Origin of the sequence: Kitasatospora sp. NPDC057936, assembly GCF_042887525.1 — a bacterium.
Taxonomy (GTDB): domain Bacteria; phylum Actinomycetota; class Actinomycetes; order Streptomycetales; family Streptomycetaceae; genus Kitasatospora.
Genome location: NZ_JBHVPD010000036.1, coordinates 40,752 through 61,067 on the forward strand (window position 1 = coordinate 40,752; position 20,316 = coordinate 61,067).

Consider the following 20,316-nt stretch of genomic DNA (forward strand, 5'->3'; position numbering starts at 1 on the left):
CGGTGAGCGCCCCGCAGACCGGGGGCGCGGAGAGCACGGCGGCCCGCCTGGTGCGCGAGCGGCTGGAGATCTCGGCGCTCACCCGCCGTGCGGGCGCCGGGCTGATCGCCCTCGACGTGCTCGTCAACGTGCTGCTGGGCGCTCTGCCGGTGGTGTTCGTGGTCGCGACGGCGGTGCTGCTCGGCAAGGTGCCGGCGGCGATGGCCGGCGGCCTGGACTCCCCCGCGTGGGACTCGCTGCTCGGCGCGTTCTTCGTGGCCGCGGCGGCCTTCATCGGGCAGCAGGTCGTCGCACCCGTCCGTGAGTCGGTCGGCGAGCTGGTGGCCCGGCGGATCGACGGCGAGGTGATCGACGACGTGATCGCCGCCGCCACCGGCACGACGAGCGTGGGCCCGCTGGAGGACCCGCAGGTCGTGGAGGACCTGCGCACCGCCGCCCGCGAGCTGGAGACCTGGGTGCAGAGCCCGGGCCAGGCCTGCGCCGGCCAGCTCGCGCTGATCGGCCGCTACACCCAACTCGCGGGCTACGCCGGGGTGGTGGGCGCCGTCTTCTCCTGGCTCGCCGCGGCCGGGCTGGTGGTCGCCGTGCTGCTGTTCCGCTACGGGCTGCGCGGCGGGCTGCGCAAGTACGCCGACGTCCGCTTCGAACTCGACGGCGCCGAGCTGAAGAACGACTACCTGCGCGAGCTCGCGATCGCCTCGGGCGCCGCCAAGGAGATCCGCGTCTTCGGCCTGAACGGCTGGCTGCGCGGCTTCTGGGGCTCCTCCTACCGGGAGTGGCTGGTGCCGCTGTGGGCGGCCCGGCGCCGCATCTACCTGTGGCCGTTCGTCTGGTTCACCGCCTGGGGCATGGCGGTGACCGCGACCGTGATGGACCTCGTGGGGCGCGGCGCGGCCGGTCCCGGCGCCGACCTCACCCTCACCGACTTCGCCCTGGTCGTCACGGCGGCGCTCAGCGCGCTCACCCTCGGCGAGTTCTACCGCGAGTCCGACCTGCCGACGGCCGTCGGCATGCACGCCTACGGCGCCACCAAGAGCTTCCTGGGCCGCCTCGCGGCGGAGGAACCCGCCCGGGCCGCGGCCGTCGAGGTGCCGGAGCCCGCGCACACCATCACCTTCGAGGACGTCTCCTTCCACTACCCCGGCGAGGACCGGGTGATCCTCGACGGCCTGGACCTCACGCTCACCGTCGGGCGGTGCACCGCGCTCGTCGGCCTCAACGGCGCCGGCAAGACGACGCTCGTCAAGCTCCTCGCCCGCCTCTACGAGCCCACGTCCGGGACCATCAAGCTGGACGGCGTCGACATCCGCAGCCACCCCGTCGAGGCCTGGCGGGCCAAACTCGGCGTCATCTTCCAGGACTTCGCCCGCTACGAGGTCTCCGCCGCCGACAACGTCGCCTTCGGGTCCGTCGCGCACCGCGACGACCGCGCCGGTGTGGAGGCCGTCGTCGACGCCGTCGGCCTGCGCGAGGCCCTCGACGGACTGCCGCGCGGCCTCGACACCCCGCTCGCCCGCCACCTCGACGGCGGCGGCGACCTCTCCGGCGGGCAGTGGCAGCGCGTCGCCCTCGCCCGCGCCCTGTTCGCGCTGCGGCACGGCTCGCCGGTCCTGGTCCTCGACGAGCCCACCGCGAGCCTGGACGTCCGCGCCGAGGCCGGGTTCTTCCGGGAGTTCACCGAACTCTCCCGCGGGGCCACCACGCTGCTGATCTCGCACCGCTTCTCCACCGTCCGCCAGGCCGACCACATCGTCGTACTGGAGGGCGGCCGGGTCGCCGAGCAGGGAAGCCACGACGAACTCCTCGCCGCCGAGGGCCGCTACGCCCGGCTCTTCCGCCTCCAGGCCGACCGCTTCACGGACGCGGACACCTCCGACGCGGACACCTCCGGGGAAGTCACCTCCGACGACGAGAGCACCGAGAGCACCGAAGCAGCCGGGAGCGCACGATGAAGGAGACCCTGTCCGGCACCTGGCGGCTGCTCTCGATCGCCTGGAAGGTCGACTGGCGCAAGACCGTCACCGCGACCGTGCTGATGATGGCCGGCGCCGTCGCCGCCCCCCTGCTCGCCGCCTTCCTCGGCCTCATGACCGACGCCGTCGTCCAGGGCCACGGCGGCACCGCGGGCGGGTACGGGATCGTCGTCGCGATCCTCGCCGTCGTCACGCTGTCCTTCGGCAACTTCGCCCACGTCGCCTACTTCGAACTCGCCGAACTCGCCGAACAGCACTTCGTCGAGGACCTGATCACCCTCTCCAACGGCTCCGAGGGCATCGAGCACCACGAGCGCTCCGACTACGCCGACCTCGTGACCGTCCTCCAGCCCGAGAGCCGGCGCTTCCCGAACGCCTTCCAGGCCCTGTTCAGCCTGTTCGGGCTGATCCTCGCCGTGGTCTTCACCGCCGTCCTGCTCGCCCGGCTCAACCCGCTGCTCCTGCTGCTGCCGCTGGCCGCCGTCCCGCCGCTGATCGCCGGCCGCAAGGCCGAGGCCGTCACCGACCGCGCCAGGACCGCCACCGCCGAGCCCACCCGCATCGCGCTCAACCTCTTCCGGCTCTCCGCCAACGCCCGCTTCGCCGGCGAGCTGCGGGTCTTCCGGATGAGCGACGAACTGCGCCGCCGCCACGCCGAACTGTGGGACACCACCAGCCGCGGCCTGTGGCGCGCCAACACCCGCGCCGCCGCCGTCCGCGCCGGCGGGCAGACCGTCTTCGGCCTCGCCTACATGGGCGCCATGATCCTGGTGATCCGCGAGGCGATCTCCGGTCGCCACGGCGTCGGCGACGTGGTCCTCGTCATCTCGCTCGCCACCCAGGTCAACCGGCAGGTCGCTTCGGCCGTCAACCTCCTCGGCGACCTCCAGCGGATGACCGGCACCCTGCGCCGCATGGACACCATGCGCGACGTCGTCACCCGGGCCGACGCCCCCGCCGCACGGCAGGCACCCCCGGAGCGCTTCACCCGCGGCATCCGGCTGGACGACGTCGACTTCGCCTACCCCGGCACCGACGCCCCGGCCCTGTCCGGCGTCTCACTCGCCCTGCCGGCGGGCTCCACCGTCGCCGTCATCGGCGAGAACGGCGCCGGCAAGAGCACCCTCGTCAAACTCCTGTGCGGCCTCTACCGCCCCACCCGCGGCCGCATCCTGCTCGACGGCACCGACCTGCGCGACCTGCCCACCGAGGAGTGGCGCGAGCGGATCGCCGCCGGCTTCCAGGACTTCGTCCGCTTCGAGCTGCCCGCCCGCCACACCGTCGGAGTCGGTGACCTGCCCCGGCTCGACGACGACGCGGCCGTCCGCGAGGCCCTCGAAAAGGCCCACGCCACCGACGTCGTCGGCCAGCTGTCCGACGGCCTCGACACCCAGCTCGGCACCAGCTGGACCGAGGGCGCCGAACTCTCCGGCGGCCAGTGGCAGAAGCTCGCCCTCGGCCGGGCCCTGATGCGCGAGGCCCCGCTGCTCCTCGTCCTCGACGAACCCACCTCCGCGCTCGACCCCGAGGCCGAGCACCACCTCTTCGAGCGCTACGCGACCCAGGCCCGCACCCTCGGCGCGTCCACCGGCGCGATCACGCTCCTCGTCTCGCACCGGTTCTCCACCGTGCGCATGGCGGACCTGATCGTCGTCGTCCGCGACGGCCGCGTCGTCGAGACCGGCGACCACGCCACCCTCATGAAGGCCGACGGCCTGTACGCGGAACTATTCGAACTCCAGGCGCTCGCCTACAAGTAGCCGATCGCGAACGAGCCGGCGCGCCTGGCGACCTCTCCCACACACCCGTTCCCAGGAGGAACCCCTTGCGAAGATGGACCGCCCTGTTCACCACCCTCTTGACGGCGATAGCCCTCGCGGGCGCGGCCACGCCCGCGAGCGCCGACGACGGCGACTCTCCCGACCTCGCCCTCACCAGGGGCGTCACGACCAACGGCATCATGACCCACGTCCGCGCCCTCCAGCGCATCGCCGACCACAACGACGGCCTGCGCGCCTCCGGCACCGACGGGTACGACGCCGCCGCCGACTACGTGGAGCGCACCCTGCGCCACTCCGGCTACGACGTCCAGGAGCAGCAGTTCACCATCCCGTACTACCGGGAACTGAGCCCCGCCGCGCTGACCGAGGTCTCTCCCAACGCCGTCACCATCAAGGCCGACACGTTCGTCTACTCGGGCAGCGCGGACGTGACGGGCACCGTGGTACCGACGACCAACGTGGTCGTCCCGCCGACGCCCCAGCCGAGTTCGGCCTCCGGCTGCGCCCCCGGGGACTTCCCCCCGGTGCCGGCCGGGGCCGTCCGGATCGCGCTGATCCAGCGCGGCGGCTGCGGCTTCGCGCCGAAGACGGCCAACGCACAGGCGGCCGGCTACAAGGCCGTGATGATGTTCAACGAGGGCCAGCCGGGCCGTGACGGAGCGCTGACCGGCACGATCGGCGGGCCCACCGGCATCCCGGTGGTCGGCCTCGACTATGCCAGCGGCCTCGCCCTCTACCAGGCGGCCACGTCGAGCACCGGTGCGACCGTCCACCTCGTGACGAACACCGAGCAGAACCCCAACGCGGAGACCCGCAACATCATCGCGGAGACGCGCGGCGGCGACCCGAACCACGTCGTGCTCGTGCACGCCGAGCTCGACGCCCTGCCCAGCGGCCCCGGGATCAACGAGAACGGCACCGGCGTGGCGACGGCCCTGGAGATCGCGCGGCAGCTCGCGCGCCTGCACGTGCCGCCGCACTACAAGGTCCGCTTCGCGTTCTTCGGCGCCGAGGAGACCCGCGCCTTCCGCGACGCCACCGGCGCAGTCGGGCTCCAGGGCTCGCTCCACTACGTCGACACGATCGGCCCGGCCGAGGTGGCCAAGATCTTCGCCGCCGTTCACCTGGACTCGATCGGCTCGCCGAACTACACCCGCTACGTCTTCGACGGCAGCGGACCCGCCGGGTCGGACAAGATCACGAAGCTGTTCACCGACGCGTTCGCCGCGCGCGGCCTGGCCACCGATCCGCACCCGCCCACCACGTTCGACGGCGACTCCGACTACGGGCCGCTGATGAACGCGGGCGTCCCGACCAGCGGCCTGTTCGGCGGCGCGGCCGAGGTCAAGACCCCGGACCAGGCCAAGAAGTACGGCGGCACCGCGGGCCAGGAGAACGACCCGTGCTTCCACCAGGCCTGCGACACGATCAAGAACGTCAACCGCACCGCGGTCGGCGACTTCGGCGCCGCGGCCTGGACGGTGGTGCGCGAGCTCGCCGCCAAGGGCCTGAGCTGAGAAGTGTCCCGCACTGTCCAGCCACGTGATTGTCCAGAACCGCTCCCCCTGTTCGTCGTGGGAGTGCGGTGACGGACGGTCCGTTCCGGCCGCCCGGTGCGATCACCGGGCGGCCGGTGCCGGTCCCGCCCTAGAATTCGGTTGCCGCGCGTCCGTCAACTGAGAGTTGGGGTTATGAAGTTCATGCTCTTCGTCTGCGTCGACAAGGCCGCCTACGAGGGCGAGCCGCAGAAGCCGGTCGAGCCCGACGAGCCGATGCCCTGGGCCGACGACCTCGACGCCGCCGGCATCCGCCTGCACGGCGACGAGCTGAGCCCCTACCACGCCGCCACCACCGTCCGCCTGCGCGGCGGCGAGGTCGTGCTCGGCGACGGCCCGTTCGCGGAGACCAAGGAGGTCATCGCGGGCTACGACATCATCGACTGCGCCGACCTCGAAGAGGCCGTCAAGATCGCCGCCCGCCATCCCGTGGCCGAGTACGGCGTGATCGAGATCCGCCCCTTCCGCGGCTGAGCGTGAACGTCGAGTCCGCCGTCGCGACCACCTTCCGGGCCGAATGGGCCCGGGTGGTCGCGACGCTGATCCGCACCACCGGCGACTGGGACCTCGCCGAGGAGTGCGCCCAGGAGGCCTTCGCCCAGGCGCTCGCCCGCTGGCCGCAGGACGGCGTGCCCGCCCGCCCCGGCGCCTGGATCGTCACCACCGCGCGCAACCGCGCCATCGACCGGCTGCGCCGCCGCAAGGTCGAGGCCGTCAAGCTCCAGCAGATCGCCGTCGACCTGCGCCACGACGAGGAACGCGCCCCCGCCGAGCCCAACGACATCACCGACGACCGCCTGCGGCTCATGTTCACCTGCTGCCACCCGGCGCTGCCGCTCGTCTCCCGCGTCGCCCTCACCCTGCGCACCCTCGCCGGCCTCACCACCGCGGAGATCGCCCGCGCCTGCCTGGTCTCCGAACAGACCATGGCCAAGCGCCTCGTGCGCGGCAAGGAGAAGATCCGCCACTCCGGCATCCCCTACCAGGTGCCCGGCAAGGAACTCCTCCCGCAGCGGCTGCCCGGCGTCCTCGCCGTGCTCTACCTGCTCTTCAACGAGGGCTACGCCGCCTCCACCGGCGCCGACCTGCTCCGACCGGACCTGTGCGGCGAGGCGATCCGGCTCGTCCGCCTCCTCGCCCGCCTGATGCCCGACCAGCCCGAGGTGCTCGGCCTCGGCGCGCTCATGCTGCTCCACCACGCCCGCCGGGACGCCCGGGTGAACCCCGACGGCGAGCTCGTGCCCCTCGCCGACCAGGACCGCTCGCGCTGGCACCGCGCGGAGATCGACGAGGGCGTCGCCCTGCTGGAGTCGGCCCTGGACCTCGGCGAGGTCGGCCACTACCAGCTCCAGGCCACCATCGCCGCCTGCCACGCGACCGCCCCCTCCGAGGCGGACACCGACTGGTCCGCGATCGCCCACCTCTACGCCCGCCTAGCGAGCCTCGCCGCGTCCCCCGTCGTCGAGCTCAACCGCGCGGTGGCCGTCGCGATGGCCGAGGGCCCGGCGGCCGGCCTGGCCCTGGTCGACGAGCTCGCCGCCGGCCGCGAACTCAGCGGCTACCACCTGCTGCCGGCCGTCCGCGCCGACCTCCTGCGCCGCCTCGAACGCTGGGACGAGGCCGCCCACGCCTACCGCCTGGCCCTCGACCTGGCCACCACCGACACCGAGCGCAAGTACCTGGCCCGCCGCATCGAGGAGGTCGCCGCCTGCACGGGCTGACGTCACGGTCCGGCGAGGCGGCCGCCAAGCCGGGTCGGCGCGTCGCGGTCACGGTGCGGCGAGGCGGCCGTCCAGCCTGGTCAGCGCGTCGCGCAGCGCCGCCCTCGTCGTGATGCCCAGCTTGGGGAACGCGCGGTAGAGGTGCGCGCCGACGGTGCGGGGTGACAGCCGCATCTGCTCGCCGATCTCCTTGTTCGTCAGGCCCCCGGCGGCCAGGTCCGCCACTCGGCGTTCCTGCCACGTGAGCGCCACCGTCGCGGCGGGCACGGCCGGCGTCCGGGGGACGGCCCCGGCCGCCCGCAGTTCGGCCTGCGCCCGCGCGGCCCAGCCGCCGGCGCCGAGCCGGTCGAGCGCGTCGGCCGCCGGGGCGAGGAACTCGCGGGCCGCCGCGCCGCCCTGGGTGCGGCGCACCCGGATCCCGTGGGCCAGCCGGATCCGGGCCAGCTCGAACGGGAACCGGTCGGCGGCCGGGTGCGCGGCGGCGCGCGCGTACATCGCGACCGCCTCCCCGTCGTCGTCGGCCGTCATTGCCAGGGCGCCGTAGGTGATCAGCGCCAGGCGCGGCGAGATCCCGGGCAGTCCGGCGTCCCGCGCGGCGAGGGCGTGGTCGCGGGCCTGCTCGGCGCGCCCGGTGTGCAGGGCCGCCTCGACGAGGTCGAGCAGGGTCCGCGACGCCTGGTAGGCGTAGGGCCGGAACGCCCCGGGGGCCGTGATGCCGATCGCGTAGAGGAACGCGGTCTCGAAGTCGCCGGCGCTCAGCGCGGTGGTCGCGCCGACGGAGTCGGCGATCTGGGTGAGGAACCCGACGCCGCGCGGTCGGGCCCACGCGTCGACGGCGGCCTGCAGGTCCCGCGCCTCGTCCGCCCGACCGCGCACGGCGGCCAGCTGGGCCAGGTAGGCGCGCGTCTGGTGGGCGAACAGTCCGTGGCCGCGCTCGACCGCGAGGGCCAGCGCCCGGCGCCCGGTGCGCTCGGCCGCCTCCCAGTGACCGACCGCCAGCTGGTCGAGCATGATCAGGTGCAGCATGACGATGCCGCTGGACGTGGCGCCGGTCTCCAGTTCGCGGTCCACGACGCGCTCCAGGTGGGGGCGCAGCGGCGTCAGGAGGTCGAGGTGGTAGGCCGACACGGCCAGCCGCGTGACGTCCCAGGGGTCCTGGTCGGCCAGGCCGGCCGCGGCCCGTTCGATCGGTCCGGCCCAGCCCGCGCCGTGGCGGACGACGTCGCTCCAGGTGCTGCCGTACATCCGGGCGCGCTCGGCGGCGAGGTCACCGAGGGAGGCGAGCACCTCGTGGGTGCGCTCCCAGGCGGCGTGGCCGCCCGCGTACTGGCTGACCGCGAGCAGGAGGCTGACCAGGCGGTGGAGCACCTCGTCGTCGGGCCGGCCCGGCGTCTCGTCGCGCAGCTTCTTCACCGCGGCCAGGACCTGACGGTGGGTGGAGCGCACGTCGCCGTCCTGGTAGAGCGCCAGGTAGGCGTTGGCGAGGACGGCGGCCGGGTTCTCGTCCGGCCCGCCGGTCGACGCGGCGAGGGCGAGGCTGCGGGCCTGGCTGAGCCGGTCGGCCTGCCCGGCGACGAACGCCGCGTCGCCGAGCCGCCGGGAGCGGTCGGCGCCGTGCTCGCTCAGCTCGGCGGCGCGGGTCAGCCAGGACACCGCCATGAGCGCGCCGCCGCGCCGGGTCGCCGAGCGGGCCGCGGTCTCCAGGGCGGCGGCGACGTCCTCGTCGGGGTCGACGGTGGCCGCGGCCAGGTGCGTGGCGCACCGCTCCACGTTCTCCCGGTGGACGTGCGCCAGCACCCGGTGGGCGGCGCGGCGCTGGTCGGGGGTGGACAGCTGCACGATGCTCGACCGGACGAGGGGGTGCCGGAAGGCGGGTTCGCCGGTGGCCGGTTCGACGACCAGCAGGCCGCACGCGAGCGCCTCGTCGACGCCGCGCATGCGGTAGCTCGCGGCCGGGGCCGGGCCGTCGCCCGCCCTGGCCGTCGCGCCGTCGAGGGCGCCCGTCAGCAGCTCGGCCCGGACGGAGTCGCCGAGGCGCGCGATGCGGGTGGCGTAGACGTCCTGGATCCGCCGGGGCAGCGGCACGGCGTGCAGGCCGAGCAGGTCCTCCGGCACGCCGGCGGCGGGGGCCGCCGCGCGGGCGGCCAGGTGGGCGGGCAGCTCCAGCAGGGCCAGCGGGTTGCCGCGGGCCTGGTCCAGCACGAGGCCGCGCAGCCGCGCGTCCAGCTCGGGGTGGTGACGGGCCAGCAGGCACGCGGCGTCGTCGGCGGCGAGCGCGGCGACGGGCGCCTCGGGCAGCGCGGCCGTGTCGAAGCGGGAGGCGGTGTCGCTGCGGACGGCCACCAGGAGCTTCACGCCGGGGCTGCCGCTCAGCCGGCGGCCGACGAACCCGCACACGTCGGCGCTGGCGTCGTCCAGCCACTGGCCGTCGTCAAGGACCAGCAGCACCGGTCTGCGCGAGGCCGCCGCCGACAGCAGGTTGAGCACGGCGATGCCGAGGGCCATGACCGAGGGCGGCGGGCCGTCCATCCCGCCGAACGCGGCGTCGAGCGCCGCCCGCGCGGTGGCGTCCAGCCGTGTGCCGGCCGGCCGCCCGGCGTCGGGGAGCAGCGGGTAGAGCAGCTGGTGCAGTCCGGCGTACGGCAGTTCGGCCTCCGCCTCGACCCCGGTGGCGCGGACCACCAGCTGTCCGCCCCCGGCGGCGAGCCGCCCCGCCAGGTCGAGCAGCGCGCTCTTGCCGACGCCCGCCTCGCCCCTGAGCAGCAGCGCCCGCCCGTCGCCGGCCCGCACGAACGTGGCCAGCCGGGCCCGTTCGCCGTCCCGACCGACCATCACCATGCCCGGTTCCACGCCCGGTTCCCTCCCTGACCCCCCGTGGTCGTTGCCCGCAGCCGTATTCAACTGGACGGTTAGTTGATTACATTGGTGCCGAGGCGGACCTGTCAAGTAACCGGTTAGTTAGGAGCAGGGTGCATGGAGCGCGACGCGGAGGCGACCAAGCGCAGACTCATCGCGGCCGGCCGGGCCGAGTTCGCCGCGTACGGGCTGCACGGCGCCCGCGTCGACCGCATCGCCGCGGCCGCGCAGAGCAACAAGGCGCAGATCTACCACTACTTCGGGAACAAGTCCGGGCTGTTCGACGCCGTCTGGAGCGAGCTGGTCGAACTGATCGTGGTGGGCGTGCCCCTCGACGTGGACGACCTCCCCGGGTTCGCGGCCGGGCTGAGCGACCTCTACGAGGAGCACCCGGACATGCCCCGGATCATCACCTGGCAGCGCCTCGAACACGGGGACGCGCTCAACGACCTCGGGGTCGCCGAGGTCCGCGCCAGGAGCGCCGCCATCGCCGACGCCCAGGCCAGGGGCCTGGTCTCGACCCGCTTCGAGCCGCAGGTGCTGTTCGCCCTGCTCGTCCACCTCGCGATGCTGTGGGCGGCGGCCAACCCCGAGGTGCTCACGGTCATCGACCTGGCCGGCCGCGAGCAGCGCCGGGAGATGGTCCGCCGCATCGCCACCGCGATGGTGGAGTAGCGGCTCCGCGGCCGCGCGCAAAAAACACCGAGACGGTCCGCCGACTCTCCGTCAGCGGACCGTCCGGTTCGGGTGTGGCTAGCCCGCGTGGATCGGGGTGTTCTGGTACCCGGCGACGCGCCACTCGCCGCCGGACTCGCGGGCGAGCATCCACGTCGCACGGATCGCGCGCTCGCGGGCGACCTCCGTCTCCCCCGGCGCGAGGACGCCGCCCTGGGTGACGACGAGGGCGAAGTCGGGCCCGTGGAACTTGGCGGCCAGCGGGTCGCCGGTCACCCGGGTGCCCTTGAACGGGCCCGCGTAGGCCTGGGCCATGAACGTGCGGATGGCCTCGCGGCCCTGCAGGAAGACGTCCCCCGCGAGGATCAGGTGGGCGTCCTCGGTGAAGAGGTCGGCGAAGGCGTCGTGGTCGTGTCCGGCCCACGCGGCGACGATGCGCTGCGGGACCTCGACGGCGGCGGCCTGGTCGGAGGTGAGCTCGGGCATATCGGTTCTCCTCGTCGTGGGTGTGGGGCTCTACCGCTTGGCGAACTGCCCGGGGGTGCGGCCGGACCCGGCCGGGCCGCGGTAGGCCTGGGCGATCTCCAGCCACGCCTGCGCGTCGGCGCCAGTGGCGGTCACCGCCAGGTCGTCGGGGTGGCGGCGGCGGGTGACCAGCAGGCAGAAGTCCTCGGCGGGCCCGCTCACCCGGTCCGTCGCGTCGACCGGGCCGTACGCCCAGAGCGCGCCGGAGGGCGCCGTGATCTCGAACCGGAACTCCTTCTCCGGCGTCGCCAGCTTCCGCGCCTGGTAGCCGAAGTCCCAGACCCGGACGGCGAATTCGACCAGCGGCCGGAGCCGGTCCGTGCGCGGGCGGTCGACGCCGAGCGCGTCCGCGATGTCCTGCCCGTGCCCGAACAGCTCCATCATCCCGGCCGCCGCCAGCACCGGGGCCGGGATCGGCCGCACCAGCCACGGCACCAGCTCCCCGGCCGGCACCTCCGCCAACGCCTTCTCCGCCGCCGCCCGTTCGGCCTGCCACAGCGCGTACAGCCGCTCCGGCGGCTCCGCCAGGTAGGGCAGCAGCGCGGTCTGCACCGCGCCGTCGAAGTCCCCGCCGATCCGCGACACGATGGCCCGGAACGCGTCCGGCGCCGCGGCCGCGGTCCCGGCCATCTTGAAGGTCGCCGCCAAGTGGGCCACCTGGTGGGCGATCGTCCACCCGGGCGCCGGCGTCGGCAGCCCCCACTGCTCCTCGTCCAGGTCCGCGACGAGTCGGTCGATCTCGCCGCCCTCGGCGCCCAGCGCCGCGATCACGTCCTGCGGGTCCGCCATCCTGTGTCCGTCCGTCCTGGTCTCGTCACCGGGGCGCCGGCCATCCGACGAACCGCCGGAGCCGCGCCGCACCGACCGTGCGATCAACGAACTTCAGTATGTCCCTGCCGAGTTGCCCCGCCTTCTCCGATCGTGCGGTGCCCACCGGCAGCCGCACGACCACCATCGTGGAGCATGTGTGACGACTGATCAGAAGACGAAGTAGCTCGCGCCGAACGTCGTCGCCGACTGGCCCGGGTCCACCTCGGCCGTCACCGGGCCCTGACAGTTCGCCGCCGCGTGGACCAGGACGATGGACGTCGTGTGGTTCTGGATCGAGATCGGCGACCAGGTCGCGTAGCAACCCCGCTGCGGGTTCTGGTGGGGGATGCCGTTCACCACCAGGAGGCCGGTCGCAGCCTCGGCCGGGACGGCGAGGGCGAGGGCACCGGCGGCGGCCAGCACGACGGCTCCAACTAAACGACGACGCATGGCGGTTCTCCCTTCTCCGGGCCCGCATCCGGCAGCGGTGCCCGCTGTACGGAATGCTGTCCGCCCGGGCTCGGGTACCGCAATCCCCCGGAGCGGTGGCCGTGCGCCGGACGCCCCCGGGGAGCCCCCGCGCGCCAAGTGCGCAAGCTCGAAGACGGGTGCGAATCCAGGCATTTGGCAAGGTGGTCTACCGGCGTGGCGCAGGCCCCGCCGCACGACGGAAACCCCGCCCCTACGCATCCGCCCCACCGGGAGGACCCATGAGGACGAAAGTGGTCCAGCACCACCGGGCCCTGCTCAACCTGTTCCTGATCGTCGTCATCGGCCACTGGATGGAACACCTCGTCCAGGCCTACCAGATCTGGGGCCTCGGCCGGCCCGTTCCGAAGGCCCGGGGGGTCCTCGGGGAGTTCTACCCGTGGCTGATCACCTCGGAGTGGCTGCACTACGGCTACGCGATCGTCATGCTGATCGGACTGTTCGTCCTGCGTCCCGGTTTCGTCGGACGGGCGCGCACATGGTGGAACATCTCCCTGGGCATCCAGTTCTGGCACCACATCGAGCACCTGCTGCTGCTCCTCCAGGCCCAGACCGGCCACTTCCTCTTCAACCGCGCCGCACCGACGAGCATCCTCCAACTCGTATTCCCCCGAGTCGAGTTGCACCTCTTCTACAACACGATCGTGTTCATCCCGATGGTCGTGGCGATGTACCTCCACCTGCGGCCCAGCCCGGAGGAGGCGCACGAGATGACGTGCAGCTGCCACGCCGTCGAGCACCGGCCGCTGGCCCCGACGGGCGCATGACGCTCGCGCAGCCCCTGCGGAAGACGGCCAAGCCGCGCAAGCCGCCCGCCACCCGTGCGTTCCAGCGGCGGATGGCGGCGGGCCTCGCCGTCCTGGTGCTGCTGCTCCTGGCCGTCGCGTGGCTGAGCTCCTCGAAGCCGTTCCGGCTCACCGCGGCGACGCCCGCCGACGGCGCCACCGTGGACGCCCCGCCCGCCGAGGTGGTGCTGGCGTTCAGCGACGAGCTCCGCACGAAGTCCGTCTTCGTCCGGGTGACCGCCGCCGACGGCACCGCCGTCGACAGCGGCACGCCGAGGCCGGACGGGCAGCGCGTGGTCACGCCCGTCACGATCTCCCGGCCGGGCGCCTACGTCGTCACCTACCGGCTCGCCCTCACTACGGGCAAGGAGACCTCGGGCGTCACCGGCTTCTCCGTCGGCGCCCCCGCCGCCGGGCCGCAGAGCGACACCGGGGCCGCGTCCGGCCACTCGCACGACATCGACGGCGTCTGGAACGCCGCGCTGCTCGTCGTCGACGCCGTCCTGCTGCCGGCCGCCGTCCTGCTGATGATCCGCCGGCCCCGGGTGCGCCGCCGCGCCCGCCCGGACCCCACCTCAGGCCCCTGAGGACGATCCCTGGAGACCACACACCGATGAGCCCCCGCCGCCGCGATCCCGCCGCCCGTCCGGCCCTGCTCGACATCGCCGCCCGGCTCCTCACCGAGGAGGGTCCGAAGGCGCTGTCGGCCCGGCGGATCGCCGCCGAGGCGGGGAGTTCGACGATGGCCCTCTACACGCACTTCGGCGGGATGAACGGCCTGGTGCGCGCGACCGTCCACGAGGGGTTCGCCCGGCTGCAGCGGCACTTCGACCGGGTCCACCGCACGGCGGACCCGGTCGCCGACCTCGCCGTCCTCGGCTTCGCCTACCGCTGCAACGCGCTCGACAACCCGCACCTGTACGGGGTGATGTTCGGCGGGGCGCTGCTGGGCGGGTTCTCGGTCGGCGAGGAGGACCGCCGGCACGGCCGCTACACGCTGACGGGCGTGGTGGAGAGCGCCGCCCGCTGCATCGAGGCGGGCCGGTTCCGGGCGACGGACCCCGGGCTCGTCGCCCACCAGATGTGGTCCGCCGTGCACGGCCTGGTCACCCTCGAACTGGGCGGTTACCTCCTCGCCCCGTGGAACGCCGAGAGCTGTCTGCTCGCCCAGCTGACGGCGCTGATGGTCGGCGTCGGCGACAGCCCGTCGGACGCCGCGGCCTCGATGGCCTCCGCACTGCTGCGGATGCCGACCGAGGTCGCGGCGCACGACGACACCCGGTCCACGGTCGATCCGGCCGACCTCAGCAGCTAGGACCCCGGCTGGGCGCGACTCCCCGGAGCCGACCCGGAGCGGCCCCGGAGCGGTTCACAGGCCGGTTTGGAGCTTCTCGATCCGCTCGAAGAAGAACTCGTGCTTGAGGAAGGAGACGTCGTACTCGTGGCCCGGGTAGGGCGGGACGAGTTGGGCGGCCTGGATCAGGCGCCAGCCGTCCTTGAGCGCATCGAGTCCGGTGCCGTAGGGCGGCTCCGCGCCGTCTCCCGTGGTCGGGGAGGTGCGGCCGGTGCCGTCGTACCGCGACCAGCCGACCACCTCCGAGTCCAAGGCGGAGGTGAGCAGGTACATCACCAGCAAACCCTCAGGGCCTGTCCTGTCGATCTCGGCCGTCCAGCGGTCACACTCCGATGAAGCTCACCGTTTCCGTCATGTCCGCCCGCCCGGTGCGCAGTTGCGGCACGCCCTCCTTCTCGAACCCCACTGAGACGCCGCAGAACAGCACGAGTCCGTCATCGGCTCCGACTGCCTGGCCGACAGTCTCCCGGTACACCGTCCACATCACTTGGGGGCAGCTGTGCAGCCCCTCGGCCCTCAACAACAGCATGACCGTCTGCAGGTACATCCCCGCGTCAGCCCACTGTCCGGGCCCCATCGTCCGGTCGAGGTAGCAGAACAGGACAGCCGGCGCCCCGAACGCCTCCGAGTTCAAGGTGGCGATCTTCCTGGGCCGGTCCGGGTCGTCGCGCTCGATCCCCAGCGCTTCGTACCGCTGGGCGGCGGCAGCAGCAAAGCGGTCCAGATACGGCGAGGCCAGCCCCTCCGGGTACATCGGGTACTCACGCTCGTCGCCGGGGTCCCCCACCAGTGCCCTGGCTGTCGCGGTCCGCTTGAGTTCCGCCAAGGGTTCGCCGGTCACGACGTACAGATGCCACGGCTGGAGGTTCCCGCTGGACGGAGCCCGCGTCGCTGCGGTCAGCACTCGTTCGAGTACCTCCTTGGGCACGGGCTCATCGCTGAACGCCCGCACGGCCCGGCGGCTGTCCACCGCCTCATACACATCCACGTCCTCGCGTCCTCTCGTTCAACCAAGCCCCTCCACCGTATTCAGCGGTCGGTACCGAGCACGCCGGGGGTTGGGAGACGTCCCGACGATCAGTCCAGTCGTTGATAGGACTGTCGGAGACAGAGGTGACTTGACGGATGCTCAGCAGGAGCAGCCGGAGCCGCTTCTGCCGGTTAGGGGCGGCTCGTGAGCACCACCAGCCGCTGCGTGGCCCGTGTCATCGCGACGTAGCGGTCGACGGCACCCTCGATCCCCTCACCGAAGGCCTCCGGGTCGACGAGGACGACCAGGTCGAACTCCAGCCCCTTCGATAGCTCCGGCGTCAACGACCGCACCCGCTGCCGCTCCTCGAACGAGGGATCCCCGATGACGCACGCGACGCCCTCGGCGTGCTCGGCCAGCCAGCCGTCCAGGACGGACTCCAGCTCCCCGACTCCCCCGTGCGTGACGGGAATCCCGCTGCTGCGGATGGACGTCGGCACGTTGGCGTCCGGCAGCACCGCCCGGATCACCGGCTCGGCCTCGGCCATGACCTCCTCCGGCGTCCGGTAGTTGACGCCGAGCGAGGCCACCTCGATCCGGTCGAGCCCGGCGCGCTCCAGCCGCTCGCGCCACGGCTCGGTGAAACCGTGCCGGGCCTGCGCGCGGTCGCCGACGATGGTGAAGCTGCGGGACGGGCAGCGCAGGAGCAGCATCTGCCACTCGGCGTCGGTGAGTTCCTGCGCCTCGTCGACGACGATGTGCGCGAACGGGCCGGCGTAGGGCTCCGGGTCGGCGACGGGCCCGGCGGCGTCGACGTCGACGAGGCTGTCGCGCAGGTCCTGCCCGCGCAGCATGGTGACGGCGCCCTCGCCGTCCTCGTCGGCTTCGAGGATGTGGTCGATGACGTCGGCCATGCGCGCGCGTTCGGCGGCGAGCGCGGCCTCGTGACGGCGCCGGCGGCCGGCGGCCTCGCGATCGCCGAGGCGCCGGCGGGCGGCGTCGAGGAGCGGGAGGTCGGAGACCGTCCAGGCCTGGGCGTCGGCACGCTGGAGCTTCCTGACGTCCTCCGGGGCGAGCCAGGGCGCGCAGAGGCGCAGGTAGGCGGGGACCGTCCAGAGGTCGCCGACGAGGTCGGTGGCGTCGAGCATGGGCCACGCCCGGTTGAGGGTGGTGACCAGGTCCTTGTTCTGGCGCAGCGAGCGGCGGAACATCGCCGGGGAGAAGCCGCCGTCGCCCTCGTCGTCGTCCTCCGTGGCATCCATCTTGTCGAGGAGGATCGTCACGAGCTCCTCCCAGATCTGCTCGCGCGCCTCGTTGTGCGGGGTGCCGGGCTCGGGCGCCGCGAAGGCCTCGGCCCAGTCCGCGGCGCTCAGCCAGAGGTCGTCCCAGTAGGTCTCGACGGTCATGCCCTCGGCGGGCGGCTCCTCGTAGATCGCGACGGCCTTCTCGACGGCCTTGACCAGGTCCGCGGAGGACTTGAGGCGGGCGGCCTCCGGGTCCGGCTCGGTCCCGGCCGCGGCGCCCTCGGGCACGAGGTCGCGCAGGGTGCACGTCCGCACGCCCTCCTCCCCGAGGCTGGGGAGCACGTCGGAGACGTACGCCAGGTACGGCTGGTGCGGGCCGACGAACAGCACGCCGCCGCGCCGGTGCCCGAGGCGCGGGTCCGAGTACAGCAGGTAGGCGGAGCGGTGCAGGGCGACGACGGTCTTGCCGGTGCCCGGGCCGCCGTCGACGACGAGGGCACCGCGCGAGCCGGCGCGGATGATGGCGTCCTGGTCGGCCTGGATGGTGGCGAGCACGTCGCGCATGCGTTCCGAACGGTTGCTGCCGAGGCTCGCGATGAACGCGGACTGGTCGTCGAGCGCGGCGCGCCCTTCGAGGCCGTCCGCGGTGAACACCTCGTCCCAGTAGTCGGCGATCCGCCCGCGCGTCCAGCGGTAGCGGCGGCGGCTGGCCAGGCCCATCGGGTTGGCGTGGGTGGCGGCGAAGAACGGTTCGGCGGCCGGGGCGCGCCAGTCGAGCAGCAGGCGGCGGCCGGTGCTGTCGGTCAGGCCGAGGCGCCCGATGTACACGGGCTCGCCGTCGTCGGCGCCGACGACGTGCCCGAGACACAGGTCCGCGCCGAAGCGGCGCAGGGCGCGGAGCCGGCCGGTGAGCCGGTGCACCTCGGTGTCCCGGTCCAGCGCGCCCCGACCGAGGCCGCCGGGCGCGCGGCGCACCTCTTCGAGGCCCTCGGACAGTTCGGCGATCGTCTGCTCCAGGCTGTCCGCGATGGCGGCGAAGTGCGCCTCGTCGCGGGCGATCAGGGCCGGGTCGGCCTTGGCGGCGAGACGCTCGGGAAGGTCGAAAACGCCGCTGGACAGGGGGTAGGTGGCATCGGTGGAGGACAAACGCGCACGCACTTCGTGAATCTCCCGTTTCCGCAGTTCTCGGCGTTGAGGCGGTAAGTCTGCGGGAGGAGGGGGGCCTTGCCGCAAGGCCCCCCTTGCGCTATACGTTGAGAGTGGCAAGAGGTGGGTGTTCGTGCCCGCCTGCCCGTAACCGCTTTGGTTGAGCATGGGTACTTCGACCGGCACCGGCGATCCCGTCATCACCGTCTCCGGCCTCCGCATGCGCTACGACTCCTTCGAAGCCGTGCGCGGCATCGATCTGGAGGTCCGACGCGGCGAGGTGTTCGCGTTCCTCGGCCCGAACGGCGCCGGGAAGACCACGACCGTCGAGATCCTCGAAGGCTACCGCCGCCGCACCGCCGGCGAGGTGACCGTCCTCGGCGAGGACCCGGCGCAGGCCGGGCCGCCGTGGCGGGCCAGGATCGGCGTCGTCCTCCAGGAGTCGCGCCCCGAGCGGGACCTCACCGTCGCCGAGTGCCTCCGGCTCTACGCCGGCTACTACCCGTCACCGCGCGGCATCGACGAGACGATGGAGCTGGTCGGCCTCGCCGGCCAGGCCGACGCCACCGCGACCCGCCTCTCCGGCGGCCAGCGACGCCGCCTGGACGTGGCGCTCTCGCTCATCGGCGACCCCGAACTCCTGTTCCTGGACGAGCCCACCACCGGCTTCGACCCCTCCGCCCGGCGCGCCGCCTGGGACATGATCGCCGGACTCCGCTCACTGGGCGTGACGGTCTTCCTGACCACCCACTTCATGGACGAGGCCGAGCACCTCGCCGACCACGTCATGGTGATCTCCGAGGGCCGGATCGTCGCCGCGGGCCCGCCCGGCACCCTCGGCGGGCGCCAGCGGGCCGCCGCCGAGATCACCTTCACCCTGCCGCAGGGGGCCTCCGCGGCCGCGCTGCCGGGCTCCGTGCGGGACGCCGTCGTGCACGGCGCCGTGCACGACGCCGTGACCGCCCACGCGGACGGCACCGGCGGCTCCGACCACATGGTGTTGCGCTCCACCCGTCCGCTCGCCGTCCTCGGACCGCTGATCGCCTGGGCCGAGGCCGACGGCCACGACCTGCCCGACCTGGAGGTCCGCCGCCCGAGCCTCGAAGACGTCTACCTGGCGCTCACCGAACCCGGGACGGACGCGCCGCCCGTCGAACCCCCGGACTCCCCGGATGCGCCACGGCATTCGGAGGCCGCATGATGACCGCCGCCCACGCCCGCAGCTCGGCGCGCGACGTCTTACGCCTCGCCCTGCACCAATTCCCGTACGACCTGCGTGCGTTCCTCCGCAACCCGCAGTCGCGGTTCTTCACGCTCGCGCTCCCGGTGCTCTTCCTGATCATCTTCGCGTCGGTGTTCGGCCGCCAGAACAACACCGTCAAGGTCTCCGGCGGCACCATCGACACCTCGGTCTACTACGTCCCGGGCATCATCACCCTCGGGATCATCGCCGCGTCCTTCGTCAACCTGGTCATCTCGGTGACCGCCCAGCGCGAGTCCGGCATCCTCAAACGCCGCCGCGCCACCCCCGTCCCCGCCGCCGCCGTCATCGCCGGCCGGACGCTCACCGCCATCGTCGTGTCGATCGGCATCACCGTCCTGCTGCTGGTGATCGGCTGGGCCGCGTACGGCGCCCACGTGCCCGCCCGCACCGCGCCCGCCCTCGCGGTGGCCGTCATCGTCGGCACCGTCTCGTTCTGCTGCCTCGGCTACGCGCTGACGTCCGTCATCCGCAACGAGGACGCCGCCCAGCCCATCACCCAGGCCATCATGCTGCCGCTGTACTTCATCTCCGGCGTCTTCATCGCGACCTCGATCCTCCCCCATTGGCTGACCGTCGTCGGCGACGTCTTCCCCGTCCACCACCTCGTCGAGGCGCTGCTCACCGCCTACAACCCGCACACCACGGGCGCGGGCTTCGCCGGCACCGACCTGCTGATCGTCGCCGCATGGGGAGCCGCCGGCCTCGTGGTGGCACTGCGCCGCTTCAGCTGGCTGCCGCGCGGCACGTGAGGAGCACCACCCATGCCGACCGAAACCCAGACGCGGAGGGGCCGTTGCCCCACCCACGGAACGGTGGAGGCCACCAGGGACCTACCCAGGATCACCTTCCCGTGGGTCGTCAACTGGATCCGCCGCACCCTGGCCGGACGCCACCCGTTCCGCTGCCCCGAGTGCGGCGCCCCGTCCAGGTGCCATAGCCGTCGCCGTACGTCACCGCGAACCGCGACGGCGGCCGTTATCGCAATGCCCACTAACTCGCTCTGACGTGGCACAACTCCTGGAAGACCACCCGCGTCCGCCGACGCTCCGCCGGCAGCCTGCCGACGGCCCGCCGGGCCGGGACCCGGCGGGCGGGGGGACGGGCCGGGGGGGGGGGGTGACGGGCTCCCGCCGCGGTGGGTGCACAGGGCCCGGGCGGGGCAGTCGC

General features: G+C 73.3%; 18 protein-coding genes. 11 read left to right on the top strand and 7 right to left on the bottom strand.

What is annotated here, in order from left to right:
* Nucleotides 1-2 precede the first annotated feature (2 nt).
* The 5 genes from ACFVU9_RS20225 to ACFVU9_RS20245 all read left to right on the top strand — a co-directional run bounded on the left by ACFVU9_RS20225 (nucleotide 3) and on the right by ACFVU9_RS20245 (nucleotide 7,031).
* Complete coding sequence (locus ACFVU9_RS20225) at nucleotides 3-1,952, top strand: ATP-binding cassette domain-containing protein (RefSeq protein WP_387595034.1); 1,950 nt, start codon at nucleotides 3-5, stop codon at nucleotides 1,950-1,952.
* A complete protein-coding gene (locus ACFVU9_RS20230) occupies nucleotides 1,949-3,733 on the top strand; it encodes an ABC transporter ATP-binding protein (RefSeq protein ID WP_380445433.1) in 1,785 nt (594 codons plus the stop codon). Before ACFVU9_RS20225 ends, ACFVU9_RS20230 begins: the two co-directional genes overlap by 4 nt.
* A 65-nt stretch (nucleotides 3,734-3,798) precedes the next feature.
* On the top strand, nucleotides 3,799-5,271 hold the full coding sequence (locus ACFVU9_RS20235) for a M20/M25/M40 family metallo-hydrolase (protein WP_387595038.1): 1,473 nt from the start codon (nucleotides 3,799-3,801) through the stop codon (nucleotides 5,269-5,271).
* Between the two features lie 174 nt (nucleotides 5,272-5,445).
* On the top strand, nucleotides 5,446-5,784 hold the full coding sequence (locus ACFVU9_RS20240; protein ID WP_387595041.1) for a YciI family protein: 339 nt from the start codon (nucleotides 5,446-5,448) through the stop codon (nucleotides 5,782-5,784).
* 2 nt (nucleotides 5,785-5,786) lie between these two features.
* On the top strand, nucleotides 5,787-7,031 hold the full coding sequence (locus tag ACFVU9_RS20245; protein ID WP_387595044.1) for an RNA polymerase sigma factor: 1,245 nt from the start codon (nucleotides 5,787-5,789) through the stop codon (nucleotides 7,029-7,031).
* A 48-nt stretch (nucleotides 7,032-7,079) separates the two neighbouring features.
* Here the strand turns inward: ACFVU9_RS20245 and ACFVU9_RS20250 are convergent, their stop codons facing one another.
* Nucleotides 7,080-9,863 (bottom strand): AAA family ATPase, encoded by a 2,784-nt coding sequence (locus ACFVU9_RS20250; protein WP_387595105.1) that lies wholly within the window; start codon nucleotides 9,861-9,863, stop codon nucleotides 7,080-7,082.
* A gap of 141 nt (nucleotides 9,864-10,004) precedes the next feature.
* Here ACFVU9_RS20250 and ACFVU9_RS20255 point away from each other — a divergent pair, with 141 nt between their 5' ends.
* Complete coding sequence (locus ACFVU9_RS20255; protein WP_380445430.1) at nucleotides 10,005-10,562, top strand: TetR family transcriptional regulator; 558 nt, start codon at nucleotides 10,005-10,007, stop codon at nucleotides 10,560-10,562.
* Between the two features lie 78 nt (nucleotides 10,563-10,640).
* Here the strand turns inward: ACFVU9_RS20255 and ACFVU9_RS20260 are convergent, their stop codons facing one another.
* From ACFVU9_RS20260 to ACFVU9_RS20270, 3 genes are all read right to left on the bottom strand, one after another.
* The gene (locus tag ACFVU9_RS20260; RefSeq protein WP_387595047.1) at nucleotides 10,641-11,048 is read right to left on the bottom strand and encodes an SgcJ/EcaC family oxidoreductase; all 408 of its coding nucleotides are present in this window, start codon (nucleotides 11,046-11,048) and stop codon (nucleotides 10,641-10,643) included.
* Between the two features lie 30 nt (nucleotides 11,049-11,078).
* Nucleotides 11,079-11,876, bottom strand: coding sequence for a TIGR03084 family metal-binding protein (locus ACFVU9_RS20265; RefSeq protein ID WP_387595050.1), 798 nt, complete (start codon nucleotides 11,874-11,876; stop codon nucleotides 11,079-11,081).
* Between the two features lie 189 nt (nucleotides 11,877-12,065).
* Nucleotides 12,066-12,347 carry a hypothetical protein gene (locus tag ACFVU9_RS20270; RefSeq protein ID WP_380445427.1) on the bottom strand — a complete coding sequence of 94 codons (282 nt, stop codon included), beginning with the start codon at nucleotides 12,345-12,347 and terminating at the stop codon, nucleotides 12,066-12,068.
* Between the two features lie 260 nt (nucleotides 12,348-12,607).
* Here ACFVU9_RS20270 and ACFVU9_RS20275 point away from each other — a divergent pair, with 260 nt between their 5' ends.
* From ACFVU9_RS20275 to ACFVU9_RS20285, 3 genes are read left to right on the top strand one after another with little or no spacing between them, the layout of a single operon-like run.
* The gene (locus ACFVU9_RS20275) at nucleotides 12,608-13,153 is read left to right on the top strand and encodes a hypothetical protein (protein ID WP_387595053.1); all 546 of its coding nucleotides are present in this window, start codon (nucleotides 12,608-12,610) and stop codon (nucleotides 13,151-13,153) included.
* Nucleotides 13,150-13,758, top strand: coding sequence for a copper resistance protein CopC (locus ACFVU9_RS20280; protein ID WP_387595056.1), 609 nt, complete (start codon nucleotides 13,150-13,152; stop codon nucleotides 13,756-13,758). The genes ACFVU9_RS20275 and ACFVU9_RS20280 overlap by 4 nt, the downstream gene beginning before the upstream one ends.
* Nucleotides 13,759-13,784: 26 nt before the next feature.
* Entirely contained in the window at nucleotides 13,785-14,486 is a 702-nt protein-coding gene (locus ACFVU9_RS20285; protein WP_380445424.1) for a TetR/AcrR family transcriptional regulator, read from the top strand.
* A gap of 54 nt (nucleotides 14,487-14,540) precedes the next feature.
* Here the strand turns inward: ACFVU9_RS20285 and ACFVU9_RS20290 are convergent, their stop codons facing one another.
* The 3 genes from ACFVU9_RS20290 to helR form a co-directional block, all read right to left on the bottom strand.
* Entirely contained in the window at nucleotides 14,541-14,798 is a 258-nt protein-coding gene (locus ACFVU9_RS20290) for a hypothetical protein (RefSeq protein WP_380492679.1), read from the bottom strand.
* 49 nt (nucleotides 14,799-14,847) lie between these two features.
* The gene (locus ACFVU9_RS20295) at nucleotides 14,848-15,513 is read right to left on the bottom strand and encodes a nitroreductase (protein WP_387595059.1); all 666 of its coding nucleotides are present in this window, start codon (nucleotides 15,511-15,513) and stop codon (nucleotides 14,848-14,850) included.
* A 173-nt stretch (nucleotides 15,514-15,686) separates the two neighbouring features.
* Nucleotides 15,687-17,897 (bottom strand): RNA polymerase recycling motor ATPase HelR, encoded by a 2,211-nt coding sequence (gene helR / locus ACFVU9_RS20300; protein ID WP_387595062.1) that lies wholly within the window; start codon nucleotides 17,895-17,897, stop codon nucleotides 15,687-15,689.
* Between the two features lie 154 nt (nucleotides 17,898-18,051).
* Between helR and ACFVU9_RS20305 the strand changes: the two genes are divergently transcribed.
* Entirely contained in the window at nucleotides 18,052-19,086 is a 1,035-nt protein-coding gene (locus tag ACFVU9_RS20305; RefSeq protein ID WP_387595065.1) for an ABC transporter ATP-binding protein, read from the top strand.
* Entirely contained in the window at nucleotides 19,083-19,898 is an 816-nt protein-coding gene (locus ACFVU9_RS20310) for an ABC transporter permease (RefSeq protein ID WP_387595068.1), read from the top strand. Before ACFVU9_RS20305 ends, ACFVU9_RS20310 begins: the two co-directional genes overlap by 4 nt.
* Nucleotides 19,899-20,316 lie beyond the last annotated feature (418 nt).

Bases quoted from the DNA above. Each gene is read 5' to 3' on its own strand.
- ACFVU9_RS20230 (WP_380445433.1), top strand. From the start codon at position 1,949: ATGAAGGAGACCCTGTCCGGCACCTGGCGGCTGCTCTCGATCGCCTGG.
- ACFVU9_RS20240 (WP_387595041.1), top strand. From the start codon at position 5,446: ATGAAGTTCATGCTCTTCGTCTGCGTCGACAAGGCCGCCTACGAGGGC.
- ACFVU9_RS20250 (WP_387595105.1), bottom strand. From the start codon at position 9,863: ATGGTCGGTCGGGACGGCGAACGGGCCCGGCTGGCCACGTTCGTGCGG.
- ACFVU9_RS20255 (WP_380445430.1), top strand. From the start codon at position 10,005: ATGGAGCGCGACGCGGAGGCGACCAAGCGCAGACTCATCGCGGCCGGC.
- ACFVU9_RS20260 (WP_387595047.1), bottom strand. From the start codon at position 11,048: ATGCCCGAGCTCACCTCCGACCAGGCCGCCGCCGTCGAGGTCCCGCAG.
- ACFVU9_RS20265 (WP_387595050.1), bottom strand. From the start codon at position 11,876: ATGGCGGACCCGCAGGACGTGATCGCGGCGCTGGGCGCCGAGGGCGGC.
- ACFVU9_RS20270 (WP_380445427.1), bottom strand. From the start codon at position 12,347: ATGCGTCGTCGTTTAGTTGGAGCCGTCGTGCTGGCCGCCGCCGGTGCC.
- ACFVU9_RS20275 (WP_387595053.1), top strand. From the start codon at position 12,608: ATGAGGACGAAAGTGGTCCAGCACCACCGGGCCCTGCTCAACCTGTTC.
- ACFVU9_RS20280 (WP_387595056.1), top strand. From the start codon at position 13,150: ATGACGCTCGCGCAGCCCCTGCGGAAGACGGCCAAGCCGCGCAAGCCG.
- ACFVU9_RS20285 (WP_380445424.1), top strand. From the start codon at position 13,785: ATGAGCCCCCGCCGCCGCGATCCCGCCGCCCGTCCGGCCCTGCTCGAC.
- ACFVU9_RS20290 (WP_380492679.1), bottom strand. From the start codon at position 14,798: ATGTACCTGCTCACCTCCGCCTTGGACTCGGAGGTGGTCGGCTGGTCG.
- ACFVU9_RS20305 (WP_387595065.1), top strand. From the start codon at position 18,052: ATGGGTACTTCGACCGGCACCGGCGATCCCGTCATCACCGTCTCCGGC.
- ACFVU9_RS20310 (WP_387595068.1), top strand. From the start codon at position 19,083: ATGATGACCGCCGCCCACGCCCGCAGCTCGGCGCGCGACGTCTTACGC.